Consider the following 17,830-nt stretch of genomic DNA (forward strand, 5'->3'; position numbering starts at 1 on the left):
GGGAGGGGCCGCGGTGACCCGGCACATCCGGCACGCCGCCGCCTTCTGCGCCCTGCTGCTGGTCGCCCTGGTGCTGAACGCCGCCCGCGTGCAGATCGTTCAGGCGCCGGAGTACGACGACAACCCCGCCAACCGCCGTCCGGACATCGCCCGGTACCAGCAGCCGCGCGGCAACATCCTGGTCGGCGGCGAGCCGGTCACCGGCTCCGTGGACACCGGCGAGCACCTGCGCTTCGAACGGACGTACGCCAACGGCCCGATGTACGCCCCGATCACCGGCTTCGCCTCGCAGGTGTACGGGACGACCCTGCTGGAGCACGCCGAGGACAGCCTGCTGTCCGGTGCCGACCCGATGCTCGCGCCGCTCCCGCTGTGGAACGACGTCACGGGCAACCGCAATCCGGGCGGCGACGTGGAGACCACGATCAACGGTGCCGCGCAGCAGGCCGCGTTCGAGGGGCTCGGCGGACGCAAGGGGGCGGTGGCCGCGATCGAGCCGTCGACGGGACGGATCCTGGCACTGGTGTCCACCCCGTCGTACGACCCCCAGCTGCTGTCCGGCAACAGCGCGGCAGCCACCCGGACCTGGCAGCGGCTGAACGACGACCCGGACAGGCCGATGCTCAACCGGGCGGTGCGTCGGACCTACCCGCCCGGTTCGACGTTCAAGGTGGTCACCGCGGCGGCGGCGCTGGACGCCGGAGTGGTCCGGGACCTCGACGCGCCGACCCGCTCCCCCGACCCGTACACGCTGCCCGGAACGCGGACCCGGCTGACGAACGAGGGCGAGGGCTGCCGGGACGCCTCGCTGCGGGAGGCCTTCGAGTGGTCCTGCAACACGGTGTTCGCCAAGCTCGGCGTGGACGTCGGCGTGGCGGACATGGCGGCCACGGCGGAGGCGTTCGGCTTCAACGACGACGGGCTGCGCGTCCCGTTCTCGGTCGCGCGGAGCACCTTCGACACCTCGGTGGACCGGGCGCAGCTCGGACTGTCGTCGATCGGCCAGTACAACACGCGGGCCACCCCGCTGCAGATGGCGATGGTGGCGGCGGCCGTGGCCAACGGCGGCCAGGTGCGGGCACCGTACCTGGTGGAGCGGACGGTGCGGGCGGGCGGCAGCCTGGTGGCGGCGGCCGGGTCGCGCCCCGCCCGGGAGGTGATGCGGCCGTCGACGGCCAGGCGGCTGAAGGAGCTGATGACCGGCGTCGTGGAGGACGGCACCGGCGCGAACGCGGCGATCCCGGGTGCCACGGTCGGCGGCAAGACCGGCACCGCCCAGCACGGCGTCGGCAACTCCGGCACCCCGTACGCCTGGTTCGTCTCCTGGGCGCAGGGCGACCTCGACCTGGAGCCGAAGGTCGCGGTGGCGGTGGTCGTGGAGGGCTCCCCGGGCGGCCGGGAGGCCATCAGCGGGGGCGGGCTGGCGGCGCCGATCGCACGGTCGGTGATGGAGGCGGTGCTCGCGGAGTGAGCCGGGCACCGGCCCGCGGCCGGCCCGGCCCGACGTCTGAGCACCCCTCACTTCTTTACTCGCGGTCAACAAGTCCCGTCCAGGGGATTGACGAGCTTGCTGACAGGCAGTCTCATAAGACGAGTGAGTGACCGCGGGTGACACGAAGAGGTGGGACAGCCATGACGACCCTGACGGAAGCCGACGCGCTCGACGGTCTGCGCGACGCGCTCGGCCTGCTCAAGGACCGGGAGCAGGTGGCCGAACGGCTCCTCGACTCGTCCGCCAAGCACTCCTTCGACCCGGACAAGGAACTGGACTGGGACGCGCCCTTCGAGGAGGGCAAGTGGTTCTGGCCTCCGGAGCTGGTGTCGCTGTACGACACCCCGATGTGGAAGCGGATGAGCGAGGAGCAGCGCATCCTGCTCTCCCAGCACGAGGCCGCCGCGCTCGCCTCCCTCGGCATCTGGTTCGAGCTGATCCTCATGCAGCTGCTGGTGCGGCACATCTACGACAAGTCGGCGACGAGCGCGCACGTGCGGTACGCGCTGACGGAGATCGAGGACGAGTGCCGGCACTCCAAGATGTTCGCCCGGCTGATATCCCGCGGTGAGACCCCGTGGTACCCGGTCAGCCCGGTCCACCAGCACCTGGGCCGCCTGTTCAAGACGATCTCCACCACGCCCGGCTCCTTCACCGCCACGCTGCTCGGCGAGGAGGTCCTGGACTGGATGCAGCGGCTGACCTTCCCGGACGAGCGCATCCAGCCACTGATCCGCGGCGTCACGCGCATCCACGTCGTGGAGGAGGCCCGTCACGTGCGCTACGCCCGTGAGGAGCTGCGCCGCCAGATGGTGACGGCCCCGAAGTGGTCGCAGGAGTTCACCCGGGTCACCTCCGGCGAGTTCGCCCGCGTCTTCTCCAAGGCTTTCGTCAACCCCGAGGTCTACACGAACGTCGGCCTCGACAAGCGGGAGGCCGTGGCCCAGGTCCAGGCCAGCGGCCACCGCAGGGAGATCATGCAGACCGGCGCGAAGCGCCTGACGGACTTCCTGGACGACATCGGCGTCCTCCGCGGCACCGGCCGCCGCCTCTGGAAGTCCTCCGGCCTCCTGGCGTAACCCACCCCCGCGCCGCCCCAGCCACGCGTAGTCGCGCCGCCGTGCCACCCCAACTGCCGGCAGTCGTGCCACGCCGCCGAGCCCCCGTGCCGCACAGCTGCGGGCAGGCGTACCGCACAGCTGCCGACAGTCATGCCGCACAGCTGCGGGCAGTCGTACCGCACAGCTGCCGGCAGTCATGCCGCACAGCTGCGTGCAGGCATACCGCACAGCTGCCGGCAGTCGTACCGCACAGCTGCCGACAGTCGTACCGCACAGCTGCGGGCAGTCGTGCCGCTGGGGCGGCACGGGTGGGCGCAGCGGCACCCCGTCAGCGCCGGACCACGCGACCCACCCCCGCCGAGCCTCGGCGCCGGGCACCCCCGTGGCGCCGGGCCACGCGACCCACCCGAGCCTCGCCTCGGCGCCGGGCACCCCGTCAGCGCCGGACCACGCGCCTCACCCCACCCAGCCACCCCCACGGCACGTTCCGGACACCACCCACCCCACCGACCCCCCAGCCGCACCCAGCGGAGCGATTACGCTGCGGTCCATGACCCCGCAGGCCCCCACCCCCGCCTACCGCCGGCTCAGCGTCGAGGAGCGCCGCGGTCAGCTCCTCGATGCCGCGCTCGCCCTCTTCGCACACCGGCCGCCGGAGGAGGTCTCCCTGGACGACGTCGCCGAGCAGGCCGGGGTCTCGCGCCCGCTGGTGTACCGGTACTTCCCCGGCGGCAAGCAACAGCTCTACGAGGCCGCCCTCAGGTCGGCCGCCGACGAGCTGCGGCAGTGCTTCGACGAACCCCGCGAAGGGCCCCTGCTGACCCGGCTGTCCCGCGCCCTGGACCGCTACCTGGCCTTCGTCGACCAGCACGACACCGGCTTCAGTGCGCTGCTGCGGGGCGGCAGCGTCGCCGAGACCTCCCGGACCACGTCCATCGTGGACGGCGTGCGCCGGGCCGCCGCGGAGCACATCATGAGCCACCTGGAGGTCGCCGAGGCCGGCCCACGGCTCCGGATGACCGTGCGGATGTGGATCACGGCGGTGGAGGCGGCCTCGCTGATCTGGCTGGACGAGGGCAAGCAGCCGCCCGTCGACGAGCTGCGGGACTGGCTCGTCGAGCAGTTCCTCGCCATGCTGACGGTCACCGCGCGACGCGACCCGCAGACCTCGGCGCTGGTCGAGGTGCTGGCGGAGGATGTCTGACACTGGTGCCGTGAAGAGCGAAGACACCCCCTTCGAGGGCGGCCCCATGGACGGGCGGGTGCTGCCCGTGCTGGTCGGCGCGACCGGGCACCCGCCGAAGACGTACCGCATCCCCGTACCGGCCCCGGACGGCGGACCGCCCACCGTCCTCGTCTACCGGCGCGTGCCCCGCTCGGACCGGGGACGGATCGGGTTCGCGCGGTGGAAGTACGCCTACGACCCCGAGGGCGGCAAGGGCTCCCGCCGGCGCTGGCCGTGGTCCCGGCCGGACGCCACGCCGGATGCCACGCCGGGCGGCAAGCCGGACGACGCCGACGGGTGACGGGATTGCGCCGAACCGCGCACACTCGGCGCGCGCGATCCGGAGGGCCCCCTGATGCTCGCGGTGCGGAGCGGACGAAGGGGCCGCCGCACCGGAGGTGACAACATGTCAGGAAGGCTTCTCCGTCTGGCCTGTACGGCGGCGGTGACGGCGGGGATCGTGTTCGCGCCCGTGCCCGCCACGGCACAACCCGCGCCCCCGCCCGCGCCCGTACTCTCACCCCCGCCCGCTCCCGCTCCCGCAGCCGCACCCGCACCCGCGCCCGCACCCGCGCCTGCGCCCGCATCCGGCGAGCGGTCCGTGACCGAGCTGCTGACAGAGCTTCAGGGCCTGTACCGCGAGGCGGAGAAGGCCACCGAGGCGTACAACGGCACCGAGGAGAAGCTGACGCGACAGCGCGCCGTGGTGCAGCGACTGGAGACCGAGCTGGCCCGGGCCCGGCTCTCCCTGCGGGACGGCCGGGGCGAGGTGGGCCGGCTGGCCCGGCAGCAGTACCGGAACAGCGGCGACCTCTCCCCCTACCTGCGGCTGCTGCTCGCCCGCGATCCCCAGCACGCGCTCGAACAGGGGCATGTGATCGGGCGGCTGGCCCTGGAGCGGGTCGAGACGGTCGGTCGCCTGGCCGACCACGAGGAGAAGGCCGACGACCTGGCCCGCCGGGCCCGCGAAGCCCTCGATGAGCAAGTCGCCCTCGCCGGCCGGCAGAAGAAGGAACGGGACGGGGTACGCGACCGGCTCCATGCCGTCGAGGAACTGCTCGCCTCGCTCAGCGCCGAGCAGCTGGCCCGGCTGGCCGCCCTGGAGAAGAACGGCATCGCCGAGGCCCAGGAGCGGTTCATGGCGTCGGGCGCGATCGGCGACGACGACAAGCCGTCCGCGGAGGGCGACCGGGCGGTGCGCTTCGCGGTGGAGCAGCTCGGCAAGCCGTACGAGTGGGGCGCGGAGGGCCCGGCGGCGTACGACTGCTCGGGGCTGACCTCCGTGGCCTGGCAGCGGGCCGGGACGCCGATCCCCCGGACCAGTCAGGAGCAGTGGGCGCGGCTGGAGCGCGTCTCGCTGGAGGACCTGCGGCCCGGGGACCTCGTCGTCTACTTCCCCGAGGCCACCCACGTGGCGCTGTACCTCGGCGACGGCATGGTCGTCCAGGCGCCGCGGCCGGGCGCCGAGGTCAAGGTGTCGCCGATCGCGGCCAACCCGGTGCTGGGCGCCGTACGGCCCGACCCCGGTGGGGAGCCCCTGCCGCGGTACACGCCGCCGAAGCTCCCCGAGGGGGCCGCGGGCGGATCCGACGAGGGATACGCCGCGCCCTACGCGCCGGCGGCTCCGGAGACCTCCATCAGGTAGCCCTCGGTCTTCTGCGGGTCGAAGAAGAAGTTGTCGAAGTCCGCCGGGTTGTCGAACCCGTTGGCGAAGCGGTCGGCGACCGGCTGGAGCTGACCGGCCGCGCCGATCAGGTTCAGCACGTGCTCCGGCGGCGGGGCGAGCATCGCGTTCGTCCACTTGACGACGTGCTGGGCCGTCTCCCAGTAGCGGTCGAAGGTCTGCTGCATCCAGACCTCGTCGAACTCCTTGTCCCCGTGCTCGAGGATCGAGGCGAGGTAGGCGGCGGCGCACTTGGAGGCCGAGTTGGAGCCCTGGCCGGTGATCGGGTCGTTGGCGACGACCACGTCGGCGACACCGAGGACCGCGCCGCCGCCGGGGAGCCGGCCGATGGGGTTGCGGACGGTGGGGGCGTAGCGGCCGGCGAGGGTGCCGCCGGCGTCGGTCAGTTCGACCTTGGTGGCCCGCGCGTACTCCCAGGGGAGGAACTTCTCCATGAGTTCCAGGGTCAGGGAGAGGTGCTCCGAGGGGTCCTTGACGTCCTTGAAGGCGTCGAGCGGGCCGCCGGGTATGCCCTCCCAGAACAGGATGTCGGCGCGGCCGGAGGTGGTGACGGTCGGCATGATGAACATCTCGCCCACGCCGGGCACCAGGTTGCAGCGGACGGCCTCGGTGTCCGGGTGCTCGGGGCGCGGGCCCAGCCCGTGGACGTAGGCGACGGCGAGGGCGCGCTGCGGCGTGCTGTACGGGGAGCGGGAGGCGTCCCGGCCGAACATCTGAACCAGCTCGCCCTTGCCCGCCGAGACGAGGACCAGGTCGTAGGCGCGGGAGAAGTAGTCCAGGTCGCCGACGGCCACGCCGTGGATGACGAGCTGGCCGCCGCGCTGGGCGAAGGTCTCCATCCAGCCGGCCATCTTCACCCGCTGGTCGACCGACTGCGCGTAGCCGTCGAGCCGGCCCAGCCAGTCGATGGCGCGCTGCGAGGGGCCCGGGTCGAAGGAGCCGGGGGCCGCCACCGAGACGCCGAGTCCCTCGATCTTCGGGGCCTGGGACTCCCAGAAGTTCAGCTGGAGATCGCGCTCGTGCTGGAGTGCCGTGTGGAACATGCACTGCGTCGACATGACCCGGCCCGTGCGGATCTCGTCCGCGGTCCGGTTCGACATCAGGGTGACCTCGTAGCCGTGCGACTGCAGGCCGAGGGCGAGCTGGAGACCGGACTGACCGGCTCCGACGACGAGTATCTTCCGCATGCGGTGTTCCGTCTTCTACTCGGGGGTTTCGTCGAGCGCGTGGCCCACGAGGGACAAGAGGGTCTCGATGGCCGAGATCCGGCGGCGCGCATCCATGATCATTACAGGTATGTGCGCGGGGATCGTCAACGCCTCCCGCACGTCCTCCGCCTCGAACAGCTCGCTGCCGTCGAAGTGGTTGACCGCGACGACGTACGGCAGTCCGCAGCTCTCGAAGTAGTCGAGCGCCGGGAAGCAGTCCGTCAGGCGGCGGGTGTCGGCCATGACGACGGCGCCGATCGCACCGCGCACCAGGTCGTCCCACATGAACCAGAACCGCTGCTGGCCCGGCGTGCCGAACAGGTAGAGCACCAGGTCGTCGTCGAGCGTGATGCGGCCGAAGTCCATGGCCACGGTGGTGGTGAGCTTGTCCGGGGTGGCGGTGAGGTCGTCGGTGTCCTCGCTCGCCTCGGTCATCAGCGCCTCGGTCTGCAGGGGCGTGATCTCGGAGACGGCGGTGACCAGTGTGGTCTTGCCGACGCCGAAGCCGCCCGCCACGACGATCTTCGTCGCGATCGGCGCACGGGTGCGGTCCGTCTGCCAGGGCTGCACGGTCTCGTCCGGTTCGACGAGTGGGGAGACGCCGTAGGCGGCGGCGTCAGAGACGACGGAGTCCACTGAGCACCCTTTCGAGCAGAGCGCGGTCCGGGCGGCCCGTGCCGTGGCCGGTTCCGGTGCCGTACACACGGATCTTTCCCTGGTCCGCGAGGTCGCTGAGGAGCACGCGGACCACGCCGAGCGGCATCTTCAGCAGCGCGGCGATCTCGGCCACCGTACGCATACGGCGGCACAGTTCGACGATGGCCCGCATCTCCGGCATCACCCGGGAGGTCAGCGAACCGTTCGTCAGTTCCTTGCGCTCCTCGGCGGCTTCGAGCGCCGCGGTGCCGGCCGTGGCACCGACGAACGTCTCGACGAGCAGCACGTGGCCGAAGCGGGTGCGGCCGCCGGTGAGCGAGTAGGGGCGGACGCGGGCCGGCTTGCGGTCCGCGCCGCGCACGGGGAGGTTGTTCGAGCCTTTGCTCGGACTGCTGCTCATCGGGCGCTCCCGGTCGACTCGGACTCCAGGGACTGCCGCAGCTCGCTGCGGAGTTCGGGGGTCAGGACGTGACCGGCACGGCCGACGAACAGCGCCATGTGGTACGCGATGACGCTCATGTCGCAGTCCGCGGCGCCGTGCACGCCGAGCAGCGAACCGTCGCTGATCGACATCACGAACAGGCTGCCCTCGTCCATCGCGACCATCGTGTGCTTCACGTTGCCGAAGTCCATCAGCCGGGCGGCGCCGATGGTCAGGCTGCCCACACCGGAGACGACCGTGGCGAGGTCGGCGGCGGAGCCGCGCGGGCCGGTGCGCCGCTCGCCCCTGGCCACCCGGGCCGCCTCGTTCCTGTCCTGGTCGGAGGAGAGCAGGAGCAGGCCGTCGGAGGAGACCACGGCGACGGACAGGATGCCGGGGACCTCCTCGACGAGGTTGGTCAGCAGCCAGTGTAGATTGCGGGCCTCGCTGCTCAGCCCGAACGTACTGGGAGCGGTCAACTGCTTGCCTCCTCGACAGTGCCCCCCGTGGCTTCTTCGGTCGTGCCTGCGGCCGGCGGCGCCTGGTTCTGGTCCGTCCGCTCGGCGATCTCGGCCTCGACGTCGCGCCGCCCGGCCTCCGCCCCCCGGCGGAACCCTCCCAGGCGGCGGCGCAGCGCCTCGGCGTCGACGGAACCCGCCGTGCGCGGCCGTGGGACCGCGGCGGGTGCGGTGATCTTGGGTGTCCGCTTGGGCAGGCCCTTGGCGGTGACGGTGCCACCGGCCGGCTCGGCACCCTCGTCCGCGGTGCGTTCGTGGACGTCGGGGCCGATGGCGTAGGGATCGGCGGCAGCCGGCGCCTCCGGCGGGGCGGCGGCGTGCGGCGGAGCCGGAGGCTGCGGGGCGGCAGGTCCGGGGACCGGGGGCTCGGCCGGAGCCTGGTCCCGAGTCTCGGTGCGCTCCTGCTCCTGCGGCTGTGCCGGGAGGAAGAGCTCCATGGTGGTGTCGTCCGGGAAGTCCCTGACCCCATGCGCGCCGCCCGTCTCCGGGGCTTCCCGCGGCTCGGCGAACTCCTGGGGCTCGACGGCCTCCCGCGGCTCGGCGGCCTCCCGCGGCTCGGTGAACTCCCGCGGCTGGGCGGCCTCCGGCTCGCCGGTGTCCGCGGCCTCGCCGGTGGGCTCCTGCGCGTGGGCGCCCGCCTCCGTCGGCTGGGAGGTTGCCTCAGCGTCCGACACCTCCGTCGGGTCGGGGGCCGCCGCCTCGGCCGCCGACTGCGCGCCGGCCTCCGCCTCCGCGCGCCGTACGGCCTCTTCCGCCGAGGCCACCAGCGGGTCGACGTCCTGGCGCGCGCCCTTCTCCGCGCGGCCCTGCAGGACGTTGGAGTTGGCCTCAGCGTCGGCGCCCGGCAGCGTGAAGGAGCCCGTGCCGTCGGACACCGGCGCGACCGGGGCGAGGGCCGCCGGGGGTGCCGCCGCGAGCAGCGTGCTCGGCAGGACCACGACGGCCGCGACGCCGCCCTGCTTCTGCTCCCGCAGCCGCACGCGAGCCCCGTGCCGGTGGGCGAGCCGGGCCACCACGTACAGGCCGAGCCCGAGCCCGTCCTCCCCCTCCTGGTCGTAGGGAGCTTCCGGGTCGAAGTCGGTGAGGTGGGCGTTGAGCCGCTGGAGCCGCTCGGTGGCCATGCCGATGCCCTCGTCCTGGACGGAGAGCATCACCTCGCCGTTCTCCAGCAGCCAGCCGGAGACCTCGACGGGCAGGTCGGGCGGCGAGAAGGAGGTGGCGTTCTCCATCAGCTCGGCGAGCAGGTGGGAGAGGTCGTCGGCGGCGAAACCGGCCACGTGCGCGTGCGGCGGCAGGGCGGCGATGCGGACGCGTTCGTAGCGCTCGATCTCGCTGACCGCGGCCCGGACGACGTCCACCAGCGGCACCGGACCGGCGCTGTGCTGGATGTGCTCGGTGCCGGCCAGCACGAGGAGGTTCTCGCTGTGCCGGCGCATGACCGTGGCGAAGTGGTCGAGCTTGAACAGGGTGGCGAGGCGGTCCGGGTCCTGCTCGCGGTCCTCCAGGCTCTCGATGACCGCGAGTTGCCGCTCGACCAGGCCCAGGGTGCGCAGCGCGAGGTTGACGAAGGTGGAGCCGATGCTCTTGCGCACGACCTCCAGCTGGGCGGCCGACTCGGTGAGTTCGGCGCGCAGTTCCTCGCGGGCGTCGGCCATCTTCTGCCGCTGGCCGACGAGGTGCTTGCGGTCGGCCTCCAGCGTGGTGACGCGTTCGGCGAGCGTGGCGGCGTGCGCGTGCAGGGTGTTGACGGAGCGCACGACCTGCGCGAACTCGTCGTTGCGGCCGGTGAAGGCGACCGGCTCCTCGACGGCGGGGTCCGCGGCGCCGGCCAGGCGGGCCGAACCGCGGCGCAGCACCGAGAGCGGGCGGGTGAGGGTGCGGGCCATGGCGGTCGCGATGCCGAGCGCGAGCAGGATCAGGGCGCCGAGGGCGGCGATCCGGATCTCCAGCGCGGTCACGTCGTCGTCGCGCAGCTGCTCCAGCGCCGTGGTGCGCTTCTCGTACAGGGCGGACTCGGCGCCGCGCATGGCGTCGACGCGGGCGGAGAGCGCGGCGTCCAGCTTCTTGACGGAGGTGCCGAGGTCGTCGTCGGACAGGGTGGGCTGGTCGGTGAGGCCGGCGAGGTACTTCTCGGCGGAGTTGACCTCGGGCCCGGCGACCGTGGCGTCGAAGCTGTCCCGCGCCGCCTTGGGCGCTCCCTCGCGGAAGTCGGCGAGGGCCGCGTCGGAGCGCACCCGGGCCTGCTGGGCGGCGGCGGTCAGGGCGTCGCGCTGCTCGGTGTCGGCGTCCGAGGAGGTGACGGACTCGGTCGGCAGCCCGGTGATCGGGTCGATGACGGTCTCGGTGCTGCTCGGCACGCCCAGGGCGGCGAGGAGCAGTCCCCGGGTGGCGGCCGCCTGCTGGACGGCGGTGTCCAGTTCGGCGAGGGCGTGGGCGCCGGCGCCCGCGCGGGGCGGCATCTGCTCGGCCAGGTCCTCGGCCAGGGCGTGCAGCTCGGCGATCGCCTCGGAGTAGGCCTCGTGCGCCTGGAGGGCGGTGCTCTTCCCGGTGAGCGCCGACCGGCGCAGCGCGGCGACGGCGTCGAGGTCCTCGCGCAGGGACGCGGGCGTGTCGGTGTCGGCGAGCAGCTCCTCCACCTGCCGGTCGACGCGTGCGCTGCGCTGTTCGGAGGGGGCCTTGGACTTGGGGCGGCCCGCCGCGATGTAGGGGGTGACCTCGTCCCGCTCGTCGGCGAGGGAGTGGGCGAGGGTCAGCGCGTCCTGGGTCTGCTCGGCGAGCGTCACCAGGTCCTGCGAGTCGTGCAGTTGTCCGGAGGCGGCCACGACCGAGGGGGCCCCGGCTCCGGCGACGGCGGCTGCGACGATCGCCACGGCGACGATGAGCCGGTTGCGTACATGGGTGGGACGGCCCTTGCCGACGGGCGGCGCCTCGGCCGCCGGGGTGGAGGGGGTGCCGGGGGCGGTCCGCTCCGCACTCCCCGCGGGGGCCGCCTGCTTGCCTGTGCGACGAGGCCGCGTCTTCTGCACCGGTGCTCGCATTCCTGACTCGTGTACCCGTGGGCCCGGGTGGCGCTCCGTCAACTGGCCGGCCGGCGCGTGCACCCTTTCCCAAGCTCTGGGCCGCTCCCCCGCCGCCGACCGTGCGCCGGACGGGGTGACCTCGTGAGCAGGGCAGGCCCCCCACCGGTTCCCGACCCTCCCAGTGCCGGTGGGCGGTGGGCGTGCATCACCTGACCCGCCACCCGAAGGAGTGAACCCCGGACGGGAGTTGGTGGGCAAGTTTTCGTGGCTCGCGCGACGGGCCCGGCGCGCGCGCCGGTTGGACGTCTGCGGCGGGCGGTGGCACTATGTGCCGCCACGCGCTCCCGGAGTGAAGCATTCCAGCCCAAATCCGGCTGCTGACCTGCGTGACCGGGGCGTTTTCCGGGAGACTTGCCAGCCTTTTGCGGACGCTGTGAAGAGGTCGTGCAGACTGGCCGGATGCGTACGGAAGTCGTTTCGGAACCAGGCCTCGCGGACCGACCCAACGAGGACTTCGCGAGTGTCGCACTACCGGCCTCGGGACAGGGCGGTTCGCTCGTCGTGCTGGACGGCGTGACACCGCCGAGGATCGCGACGGGCTGTCTGCATTCCGTGCCGTGGTTCACCGCGCGGCTCGGTGGGGCGCTGGCCGAACTGACCGTTTCACTCGCGGATGTTCCTCTCTCCGACGTCCTGTCCCGCGCCATCGCGCGTACCTCCGCGGCACACGCGGAAACCTGTGACCTTTCTCACCCGCGCACACCTCAGGCAACCGTGGTCGTGGCGCGCTGGTCCCCCGACCTGGTCGAGTACCTGGTGCTGTCCGACTCGGCCCTGCTCGTGGAGTCTCCCGCCGGCACGGTCACGGCGGTACTGGACGACCGGCTGGCCCGCCTGCCGCGCTCGGCCCTCGCCACGGACGCGATCGTGGACGCCGGCTTCCGCAACAAGGAGGGCGGCTTCTTCACGGCCGCGGCCGACCCGGCGGTGGCGGCGCGGGCGGTGACGGGGACGCTGCCGCGCGAGGAGGTGCGGGCGCTGGCGGCGCTGACGGACGGGGCCGCGCGCTGGGTGGAGAGGTTCCGGGAGGGCGACTGGGCGGACTGCCTCGCCCTGGTGCGCGAACAGGGCGCGCGGGCGCTGGTGGACCGGGTGCGGGAGCTGGAACGCGGGGACGCGGCGGGGACGCGGGAGTACCTCGGCGGCAGCAAGACGCACGACGACGCGACGGTGGTGTACGCGGAGCTCTGAACGGGGCGGTCGCCTCCGGCGCTACTTCTCCATCCCCCGGTTCAGTTCGTGCAGCAGGCGGGCCAGTTCGGCCACTTCGCGCGGGTTCCAGTCGCCGAGCCGGCGGGCGTAGCGGGCACGGCGGGCCTCCCGCACCCTGCCCACCCGCTCCTGCCCTTCCGGGGTCAGGGTGACCAGCCAGGCGCGGCCGTCGGCGGGGTCGGGCTCCCGGGCGACGAGGCCGAGTTCCTCCAGGGCGCGCAGCTGGCGGGACATCGTGGCCTTGCCGACGCCGATGTAGGCGGCGAGCTCCGTGGCGCGCTGCCCACCGGACTCGCCGAGCCGGACGAGGAGGCCGTAGGCGGACGACTCCAGGTCGGGGTGGACCTCCCGGGCCATCTCCCCCTGGTTGGCCCGGGCGCGCCGGAAGAGGACCGTCAATTCCCGTTCCAGCGCCAGGAACTGCGGTTGGTTCACACCACTTCCGGACGGGAGGGATTCGCCCTGGCGACCGCCGCCGTTTCCGTCTTCGTGCACGTCAGCCCCTGCCTCGATTTTCCCGGTCCTGAAAGTTTCCGCCACGGGCCGCCATCACCGCAGCTCGGCAAGTATTTCGCAGGCTTAGACCAACGGCAGCTTCCGGCTCCTCTTCCCAGCCCCGGTTCTACGTGCGTAGCGTCTTCACCGGTCCTGTGAATGGCATGCCCACGCCACTCACGGATTCTCCCCACTCGCGCAACCCCCACCGAGCACCACCGAGCCATCGGAGGCACGTTCATGCTCGTGCACAGATCCGGATCGGCCCGCGGCCGGCGTTTCGCCGCCACCGGGATTCTGCTCGCCGCCCTCTCCCTCCTCCTCGCCCAGCCCGCGTCGGCCGCGGACGTCCCGGCGCGGGGCTCCGCCCACATGGGCATGGGCGTCCTGGCGCACGACGGACAGCAGGGCACCCCCGTCCCCGGCGACGCCACCCAGACGGAGGGCGTGGACGTCTCCGGCCACCAGGGCAACGTCGCCTGGTCGACCCTGTGGAACAGCGGGGTCAGGTGGGCCTACGTGAAGGCCACCGAGGGGACGTACTACACGAACCCGTACTTCGCCCAGCAGTACAACGGCTCCTACAACGTCGGAATGATCCGCGGCGCGTACCACTTCGCCACCCCGGACACGACGAGCGGCGCCACGCAGGCCAACTACTTCGTCGACCACGGCGGCGGCTGGTCCCGGGACGGCAAGACGCTGCCGGGCGCGCTGGACATCGAGTGGAACCCGTACGGGGCCGCCTGCTACGGCAAGACACAGAGCGCGATGGTGACCTGGATCCGGGACTTCCTGAACCAGTACAAGGCCCGCACCGGCCGGGACGCCGTCATCTACACGGCCACCAGCTGGTGGACCCAGTGCACCGGCAACTACGGCGGCTTCGCCGCGAACAACCCGCTGTGGATCGCCCGGTACGCCTCCACGGTGGGGACGCTGCCCGCCGGCTGGGGCTACTACACGATGTGGCAGTACACCTCGTCCGGCCCGACGGTCGGGGACCACGACAAGTTCAACGGGGCGCTGGACCGGGTGCAGGCACTGGCCAACGGCTGAGCGACACACACCCGGCCGGGGGCCCGGGGGTCGCCCCCCGGACAGACACGGCAACGGGGCGCTGGACCGGGTGCAGGCACTGGCCAACGGCTGAGCGACACACACCCGGCCGGGGGCCCGGGGGTCGCCCCGCGGACAGACACGGCAACGGTGCGCTGGACCGGGTGCAGGCACTCGCCAACGGCTGAGCGACACACACCCGGCCGGGGGCCCGGGGGTCGCCCCCCGGACAGACACGGCAACGGGGCGCTGGACCGGGTGCAGGCACTGGCCAACGGCTGAGCGGGCACCGCGTCCGCGCGGCTGCTGACGGCTCACCCGCACGGGGGCCGGGCCCGGGTCTCCCTCTCGGGGACCCGGGCCCTCACCTCTCCCGGTCACGTCCGTCACGCCGCGACCGGAACCTCCGGCTCGGCACCGCTCGCCGCCGGTGCCAGGGCCAGCTCCAGGACCTGGCGGACGTCGGTGACGGCGTGGACGTCGAGCCTGTCCAGCACCTCCGCCGGGACGTCGTCCAGGTCGGGCTCGTTGCGCTTGGGGATGATCACCGTGGTGATGCCGGCCCGGTGCGCGGCGAGCAGCTTCTGCTTCACACCGCCGATGGGCAGGACCCGGCCGGTCAGCGACACCTCACCGGTCATCGCCACGTCCGTACGGACCAGACGCCCGCTGAGCAGCGAGGCGAGGGCGGTCGTCATCGTGACGCCCGCGCTCGGCCCGTCCTTGGGGACCGCGCCGGCCGGGAAGTGGATGTGCACGCCCCGGTCCTTCAGGTCGGCCACCGGCAGCTCCAGCTCGGCGCCGTGGCTGCGCAGGAAGCTCAGCGCGATCTGCGCGGACTCCTTCATCACGTCGCCCAGCTGACCGGTCAGCGTCAGACCCGCCGCGCCCGTCTCCGGGTCGGCCAGGGACGCCTCGACGTACAGCACGTCGCCGCCCGCGCCGGTGACCGCGAGGCCGGTGGCCACGCCCGGCACGGCGGTGCGCCGCTCGGCCGGGTCCTGGGCGGACTCGGGCACGTGGTGCGGCCGGCCGATCAGGGCGCGCAGGTCCCCGTCGGTGACGGTGAACGGCAGCTTCCGCTCGCCCAGCTCGTGCTGGGCCGCCACCTTGCGCAGGAGCCGCGCGATCGACCGCTCCAGGGTGCGCACGCCGGCCTCGCGGGTGTACTCGCCGGCCAGCCTGCGCAGCGCACCCTCGTCGATCGTGACCTCGTCCTCGTCCAGACCGGCCCGCTCCAGCTGACGCGGGAGCAGGTGGTCGCGGGCGATGACGACCTTCTCGTCCTCGGTGTAGCCGTCGAGGCGGACCAGCTCCATGCGGTCCAGCAGGGCCTCGGGGATGGCTTCGAGGACGTTGGCGGTGGCGAGGAACACGACGTCGGACAGGTCGAGCTCGACCTCCAGGTAGTGGTCCCGGAAGGTGTGGTTCTGGGCCGGGTCGAGGACCTCCAGCAGCGCGGCGGCCGGGTCGCCCCGGAAGTCGGAGCCCACCTTGTCGATCTCGTCGAGGAGCACGACCGGGTTCATCGACCCGGCCTCCTTGATCGCCCGCACGATCCGGCCGGGCAGCGCGCCGACGTACGTGCGCCGGTGGCCGCGGATCTCGGCCTCGTCGCGGACGCCGCCGAGGGCGACGCGGACGAACTTGCGGCCCATGGCGTGCGCGACGGACTCGCCGAGCGACGTCTTGCCGACGCCGGGCGGCCCCACCAGGGCCAGCACCGCACCGCCGCGCCGGCCGCCGACGACACCGAGGCCGCGGTCGCTGCGGCGCTTGCGCACGGCCAGGTACTCGGTGATGCGCTCCTTCACGTCCTGGAGCCCGGCGTGCTCGGCGTCCAGGACGGTCTGGGCGCCCTGGATGTCGTAGGCGTCCTCCGTGCGCTCGTTCCACGGCAGTTCGAGGACGGTGTCCAGCCAGGTGCGGATCCACGAGCCCTCGGGCGACTGGTCGGAGGACCGCTCCAGCTTGTCGACCTCCTTCAGCGCGGCCTCGCGGACCTTCTCGGGCAGGTCGGCCGCCTCGACGCGGGCGCGGTAGTCGTCGGACTCGTCGCCCTCCTGCTCGCCGCCCAGCTCGCGCAGCTCCTTGCGGACGGCTTCGAGCTGACGGCGCAGCAGGAACTCGCGCTGCTGCTTGTCGACGCCCTCCTGGACGTCCTTGGCGATGGTCTCGGCCACGTCCTGCTCGGCGAGGTGGTCGCGCAGCTGCCGGGTGGCGAGCTTCAGGCGGGCGACCGGGTCGGTGGTCTCCAGCAGCTCGACCTTCTGCCCGGTGGTGAGGAAGGGCGAGTAGCCGGAGTTGTCGGCGAGCGCGGAGACGTCGTCGATGGCCTGGACGCGGTCGACGACCTGCCACGCGCCGCGCTTGCGCAGCCAGGCGGTGGCGAGCGCCTTGTACTCCTTGACGAGTTCGGCGACCTGACCGGGCAGCGGTTCGGGCACGCTCTCGTCGATACGGGTGCCCTCGACCCACAGCGCGGCTCCGGGGCCGGTGGTGCCGGCGCCGATGCTCACCCGGCCCCGGCCGCGGATCAGCGCGCCCGGGTCGCCGTCGGCCAGCCTGCCGACCTGTTCGACCGTGCCGAGGACTCCGGTCTTCGCGTAGGTGCCGTCGATGCGCGGGACGAGGAGGACCCGGGGCTTGCCGGGCTCGGACCTGGCGGCGGCCTGGGCGGCCTCCACCGCGGCCCGTACCTCGGAGTCGCTCAGGTCCAGGGGGACGACCATGCCGGGCAGGACCACTTCGTCGTCGAGCGGCAGCACGGGCAGGGTGAGCGGTGTGAAGGCAGCGGACTCAGCAGCCATGATCTCCCCTTCGGCAGTCAAGTTGAGTTATGCCGACTCAATGCTTGGGGACCGATGATTGTTCCCGCGGGGCTGTTCGCTGTGAGCGATCAAGGTGCGCCGTCGGCCACGAGCCGCCCTCACCCCTCACCAGCGCGGCCGTATCGCCGGTCATTCCCCCTGCCGGAGTGCCAGGATGGGCCGATGCCCATCACCTCTTACGGCACCCACGACACCCCGGAAGTTCTGGACCGTCGCGAGGGCCCGTACGGCGAGGTCGTCCTGCGCCGGCACGGGGCGCTGCTGCAGATCATCGCGAACGGCTGCTTCCTGATGGACACCTCCGACGGACGCTCGGAGCGCCGGCTCGTGGACGCGGCGGCCGAGGCGCTCGACGGCCGGGCGGCACCGCACGTCCTCATCGGCGGGCTCGGCGTCGGCTTCTCCCTGGTCCACGCGGCCGCCGACCCCCGCTGGGGCCGGATCGCCGTGGTCGAACGCGAGCGCGCCGTCGTCGACTGGCACCGCGCCGGACCGCTGGCCGAGCTGTCCGCCGGGGCGCTGGCCGATCCGCGCACGGAGATCGTCGAGGCGGATCTGGTGGACTACGTCAATGAGACTTCCGCCACGTACGACGCGCTCTGCCTCGACATCGACAACGGCCCCGACTGGACCGTCACCGAGGGCAACGACGGGCTGTACTCACCGTCCGGACTGGCGGGCTGCGCACGGGTGTTGAGGCCCGGCGGAGTGCTTGCCGTATGGTCCGCACAGCCCTCTCCGGAATTCGAAGAAACCTTGCGTAATGCCGGGTTCCAGCAGGTGCGTACCGAAGAGATCCCCGTTGCCCGGGGCGTTCCGGACGTCGTCCACCTCGGCATCGGGCCTGGATAGCAAAGGCGCGGCACCTCCCCGTACGCTGCTGCCCT

At 72.8% G+C, this 17,830-nt stretch carries 15 protein-coding genes; 8 read left to right on the forward strand and 7 right to left on the reverse strand.

Translation table 11 applies throughout. From position 1 onward, the window contains the following. Positions 1-13 precede the first annotated feature (13 nt). The 5 genes from ACGF3H_RS26975 (at position 14) to ACGF3H_RS26995 (ending at position 5,423) form a co-directional block, all read left to right on the forward strand. Complete coding sequence (locus ACGF3H_RS26975) at positions 14-1,471, forward strand: penicillin-binding transpeptidase domain-containing protein (protein WP_362486728.1); 1,458 nt, start codon at positions 14-16, stop codon at positions 1,469-1,471. Between the two features lie 161 nt (positions 1,472-1,632). Continuing rightward, on the forward strand, positions 1,633-2,571 hold the full coding sequence (locus tag ACGF3H_RS26980) for a diiron oxygenase (protein ID WP_361573035.1): 939 nt from the start codon (positions 1,633-1,635) through the stop codon (positions 2,569-2,571). A gap of 532 nt (positions 2,572-3,103) precedes the next feature. Next, positions 3,104-3,757 carry a TetR/AcrR family transcriptional regulator gene (locus ACGF3H_RS26985; protein WP_239762649.1) on the forward strand — a complete coding sequence of 218 codons (654 nt, stop codon included), beginning with the start codon at positions 3,104-3,106 and terminating at the stop codon, positions 3,755-3,757. 10 nt (positions 3,758-3,767) lie between these two features. Further along, positions 3,768-4,079, forward strand: coding sequence for a hypothetical protein (locus ACGF3H_RS26990; protein WP_362486731.1), 312 nt, complete (start codon positions 3,768-3,770; stop codon positions 4,077-4,079). 105 nt (positions 4,080-4,184) lie between these two features. After that, entirely contained in the window at positions 4,185-5,423 is a 1,239-nt protein-coding gene (locus ACGF3H_RS26995; RefSeq protein ID WP_362486734.1) for an NlpC/P60 family protein, read from the forward strand. Here the strand turns inward: ACGF3H_RS26995 and ACGF3H_RS27000 are convergent. Genes ACGF3H_RS27000 through ACGF3H_RS27020 form a run of 5 tightly spaced genes read right to left on the reverse strand, consistent with a single transcriptional unit; the run spans position 5,387 to position 11,304 of the window. Next, the gene (locus ACGF3H_RS27000; protein WP_362486735.1) at positions 5,387-6,649 is read right to left on the reverse strand and encodes a styrene monooxygenase/indole monooxygenase family protein; all 1,263 of its coding nucleotides are present in this window, start codon (positions 6,647-6,649) and stop codon (positions 5,387-5,389) included. The two genes, ACGF3H_RS26995 and ACGF3H_RS27000, sit on opposite strands and share 37 nt — an antisense overlap. A 15-nt stretch (positions 6,650-6,664) precedes the next feature. Continuing rightward, on the reverse strand, positions 6,665-7,306 hold the full coding sequence (locus ACGF3H_RS27005; protein ID WP_362486737.1) for an ATP/GTP-binding protein: 642 nt from the start codon (positions 7,304-7,306) through the stop codon (positions 6,665-6,667). After that, positions 7,287-7,727 carry a DUF742 domain-containing protein gene (locus tag ACGF3H_RS27010; RefSeq protein WP_362486739.1) on the reverse strand — a complete coding sequence of 147 codons (441 nt, stop codon included), beginning with the start codon at positions 7,725-7,727 and terminating at the stop codon, positions 7,287-7,289. Before ACGF3H_RS27010 ends, ACGF3H_RS27005 begins: the two co-directional genes overlap by 20 nt. Further along, the gene (locus tag ACGF3H_RS27015; protein WP_362486741.1) at positions 7,724-8,227 is read right to left on the reverse strand and encodes a roadblock/LC7 domain-containing protein; all 504 of its coding nucleotides are present in this window, start codon (positions 8,225-8,227) and stop codon (positions 7,724-7,726) included. The genes ACGF3H_RS27010 and ACGF3H_RS27015 overlap by 4 nt, the downstream gene beginning before the upstream one ends. Next, entirely contained in the window at positions 8,224-11,304 is a 3,081-nt protein-coding gene (locus tag ACGF3H_RS27020) for a nitrate- and nitrite sensing domain-containing protein (RefSeq protein WP_362486743.1), read from the reverse strand. The genes ACGF3H_RS27015 and ACGF3H_RS27020 overlap by 4 nt, the downstream gene beginning before the upstream one ends. A gap of 441 nt (positions 11,305-11,745) precedes the next feature. Between ACGF3H_RS27020 and ACGF3H_RS27025 the strand changes: the two genes are divergently transcribed. After that, positions 11,746-12,537: a protein phosphatase 2C domain-containing protein gene (locus tag ACGF3H_RS27025; RefSeq protein ID WP_362486745.1), complete on the forward strand. Its 792-nt coding sequence runs from the start codon at positions 11,746-11,748 to the stop codon at positions 12,535-12,537. A gap of 21 nt (positions 12,538-12,558) precedes the next feature. On the opposite strand, the gene ACGF3H_RS27030 is transcribed toward ACGF3H_RS27025, so the two are convergent. Continuing rightward, positions 12,559-13,053 carry a MarR family transcriptional regulator gene (locus ACGF3H_RS27030; protein WP_362486747.1) on the reverse strand — a complete coding sequence of 165 codons (495 nt, stop codon included), beginning with the start codon at positions 13,051-13,053 and terminating at the stop codon, positions 12,559-12,561. A 240-nt stretch (positions 13,054-13,293) separates the two neighbouring features. Between ACGF3H_RS27030 and ACGF3H_RS27035 the strand changes: the two genes are divergently transcribed. Then, positions 13,294-14,112, forward strand: a complete 819-nt coding sequence (locus tag ACGF3H_RS27035; RefSeq protein WP_362486749.1) for a lysozyme — start codon at positions 13,294-13,296, stop codon at positions 14,110-14,112. A gap of 386 nt (positions 14,113-14,498) precedes the next feature. Here ACGF3H_RS27035 and lon read toward each other — a convergent pair whose 3' ends face one another. After that, positions 14,499-16,922, reverse strand: a complete 2,424-nt coding sequence (gene lon, locus ACGF3H_RS27040; RefSeq protein ID WP_362486751.1) for an endopeptidase La — start codon at positions 16,920-16,922, stop codon at positions 14,499-14,501. Between the two features lie 183 nt (positions 16,923-17,105). On the opposite strand from lon, the gene ACGF3H_RS27045 reads away from it, so the two are divergent. Continuing rightward, positions 17,106-17,795: a spermidine synthase gene (locus ACGF3H_RS27045; protein ID WP_362486753.1), complete on the forward strand. Its 690-nt coding sequence runs from the start codon at positions 17,106-17,108 to the stop codon at positions 17,793-17,795. Positions 17,796-17,830 lie beyond the last annotated feature (35 nt).

Source organism: Streptomyces sp. NPDC048185 (assembly GCF_043202495.1).
Classification (GTDB): Bacteria; Actinomycetota; Actinomycetes; order Streptomycetales; family Streptomycetaceae; genus Streptomyces.

Bases quoted from the DNA above. Each gene is read 5' to 3' on its own strand.
- ACGF3H_RS26980 (WP_361573035.1), top strand. From the start codon at position 1,633: ATGACGACCCTGACGGAAGCCGACGCGCTCGACGGTCTGCGCGACGCG.
- ACGF3H_RS26985 (WP_239762649.1), top strand. From the start codon at position 3,104: ATGACCCCGCAGGCCCCCACCCCCGCCTACCGCCGGCTCAGCGTCGAG.
- ACGF3H_RS26995 (WP_362486734.1), top strand. From the start codon at position 4,185: ATGTCAGGAAGGCTTCTCCGTCTGGCCTGTACGGCGGCGGTGACGGCG.
- ACGF3H_RS27000 (WP_362486735.1), bottom strand. From the start codon at position 6,649: ATGCGGAAGATACTCGTCGTCGGAGCCGGTCAGTCCGGTCTCCAGCTC.
- ACGF3H_RS27010 (WP_362486739.1), bottom strand. From the start codon at position 7,727: ATGAGCAGCAGTCCGAGCAAAGGCTCGAACAACCTCCCCGTGCGCGGC.
- ACGF3H_RS27020 (WP_362486743.1), bottom strand. From the start codon at position 11,304: ATGCGAGCACCGGTGCAGAAGACGCGGCCTCGTCGCACAGGCAAGCAG.
- ACGF3H_RS27025 (WP_362486745.1), top strand. From the start codon at position 11,746: ATGCGTACGGAAGTCGTTTCGGAACCAGGCCTCGCGGACCGACCCAAC.
- ACGF3H_RS27035 (WP_362486749.1), top strand. From the start codon at position 13,294: ATGCTCGTGCACAGATCCGGATCGGCCCGCGGCCGGCGTTTCGCCGCC.
- lon (WP_362486751.1), bottom strand. From the start codon at position 16,922: ATGGCTGCTGAGTCCGCTGCCTTCACACCGCTCACCCTGCCCGTGCTG.
- ACGF3H_RS27045 (WP_362486753.1), top strand. From the start codon at position 17,106: ATGCCCATCACCTCTTACGGCACCCACGACACCCCGGAAGTTCTGGAC.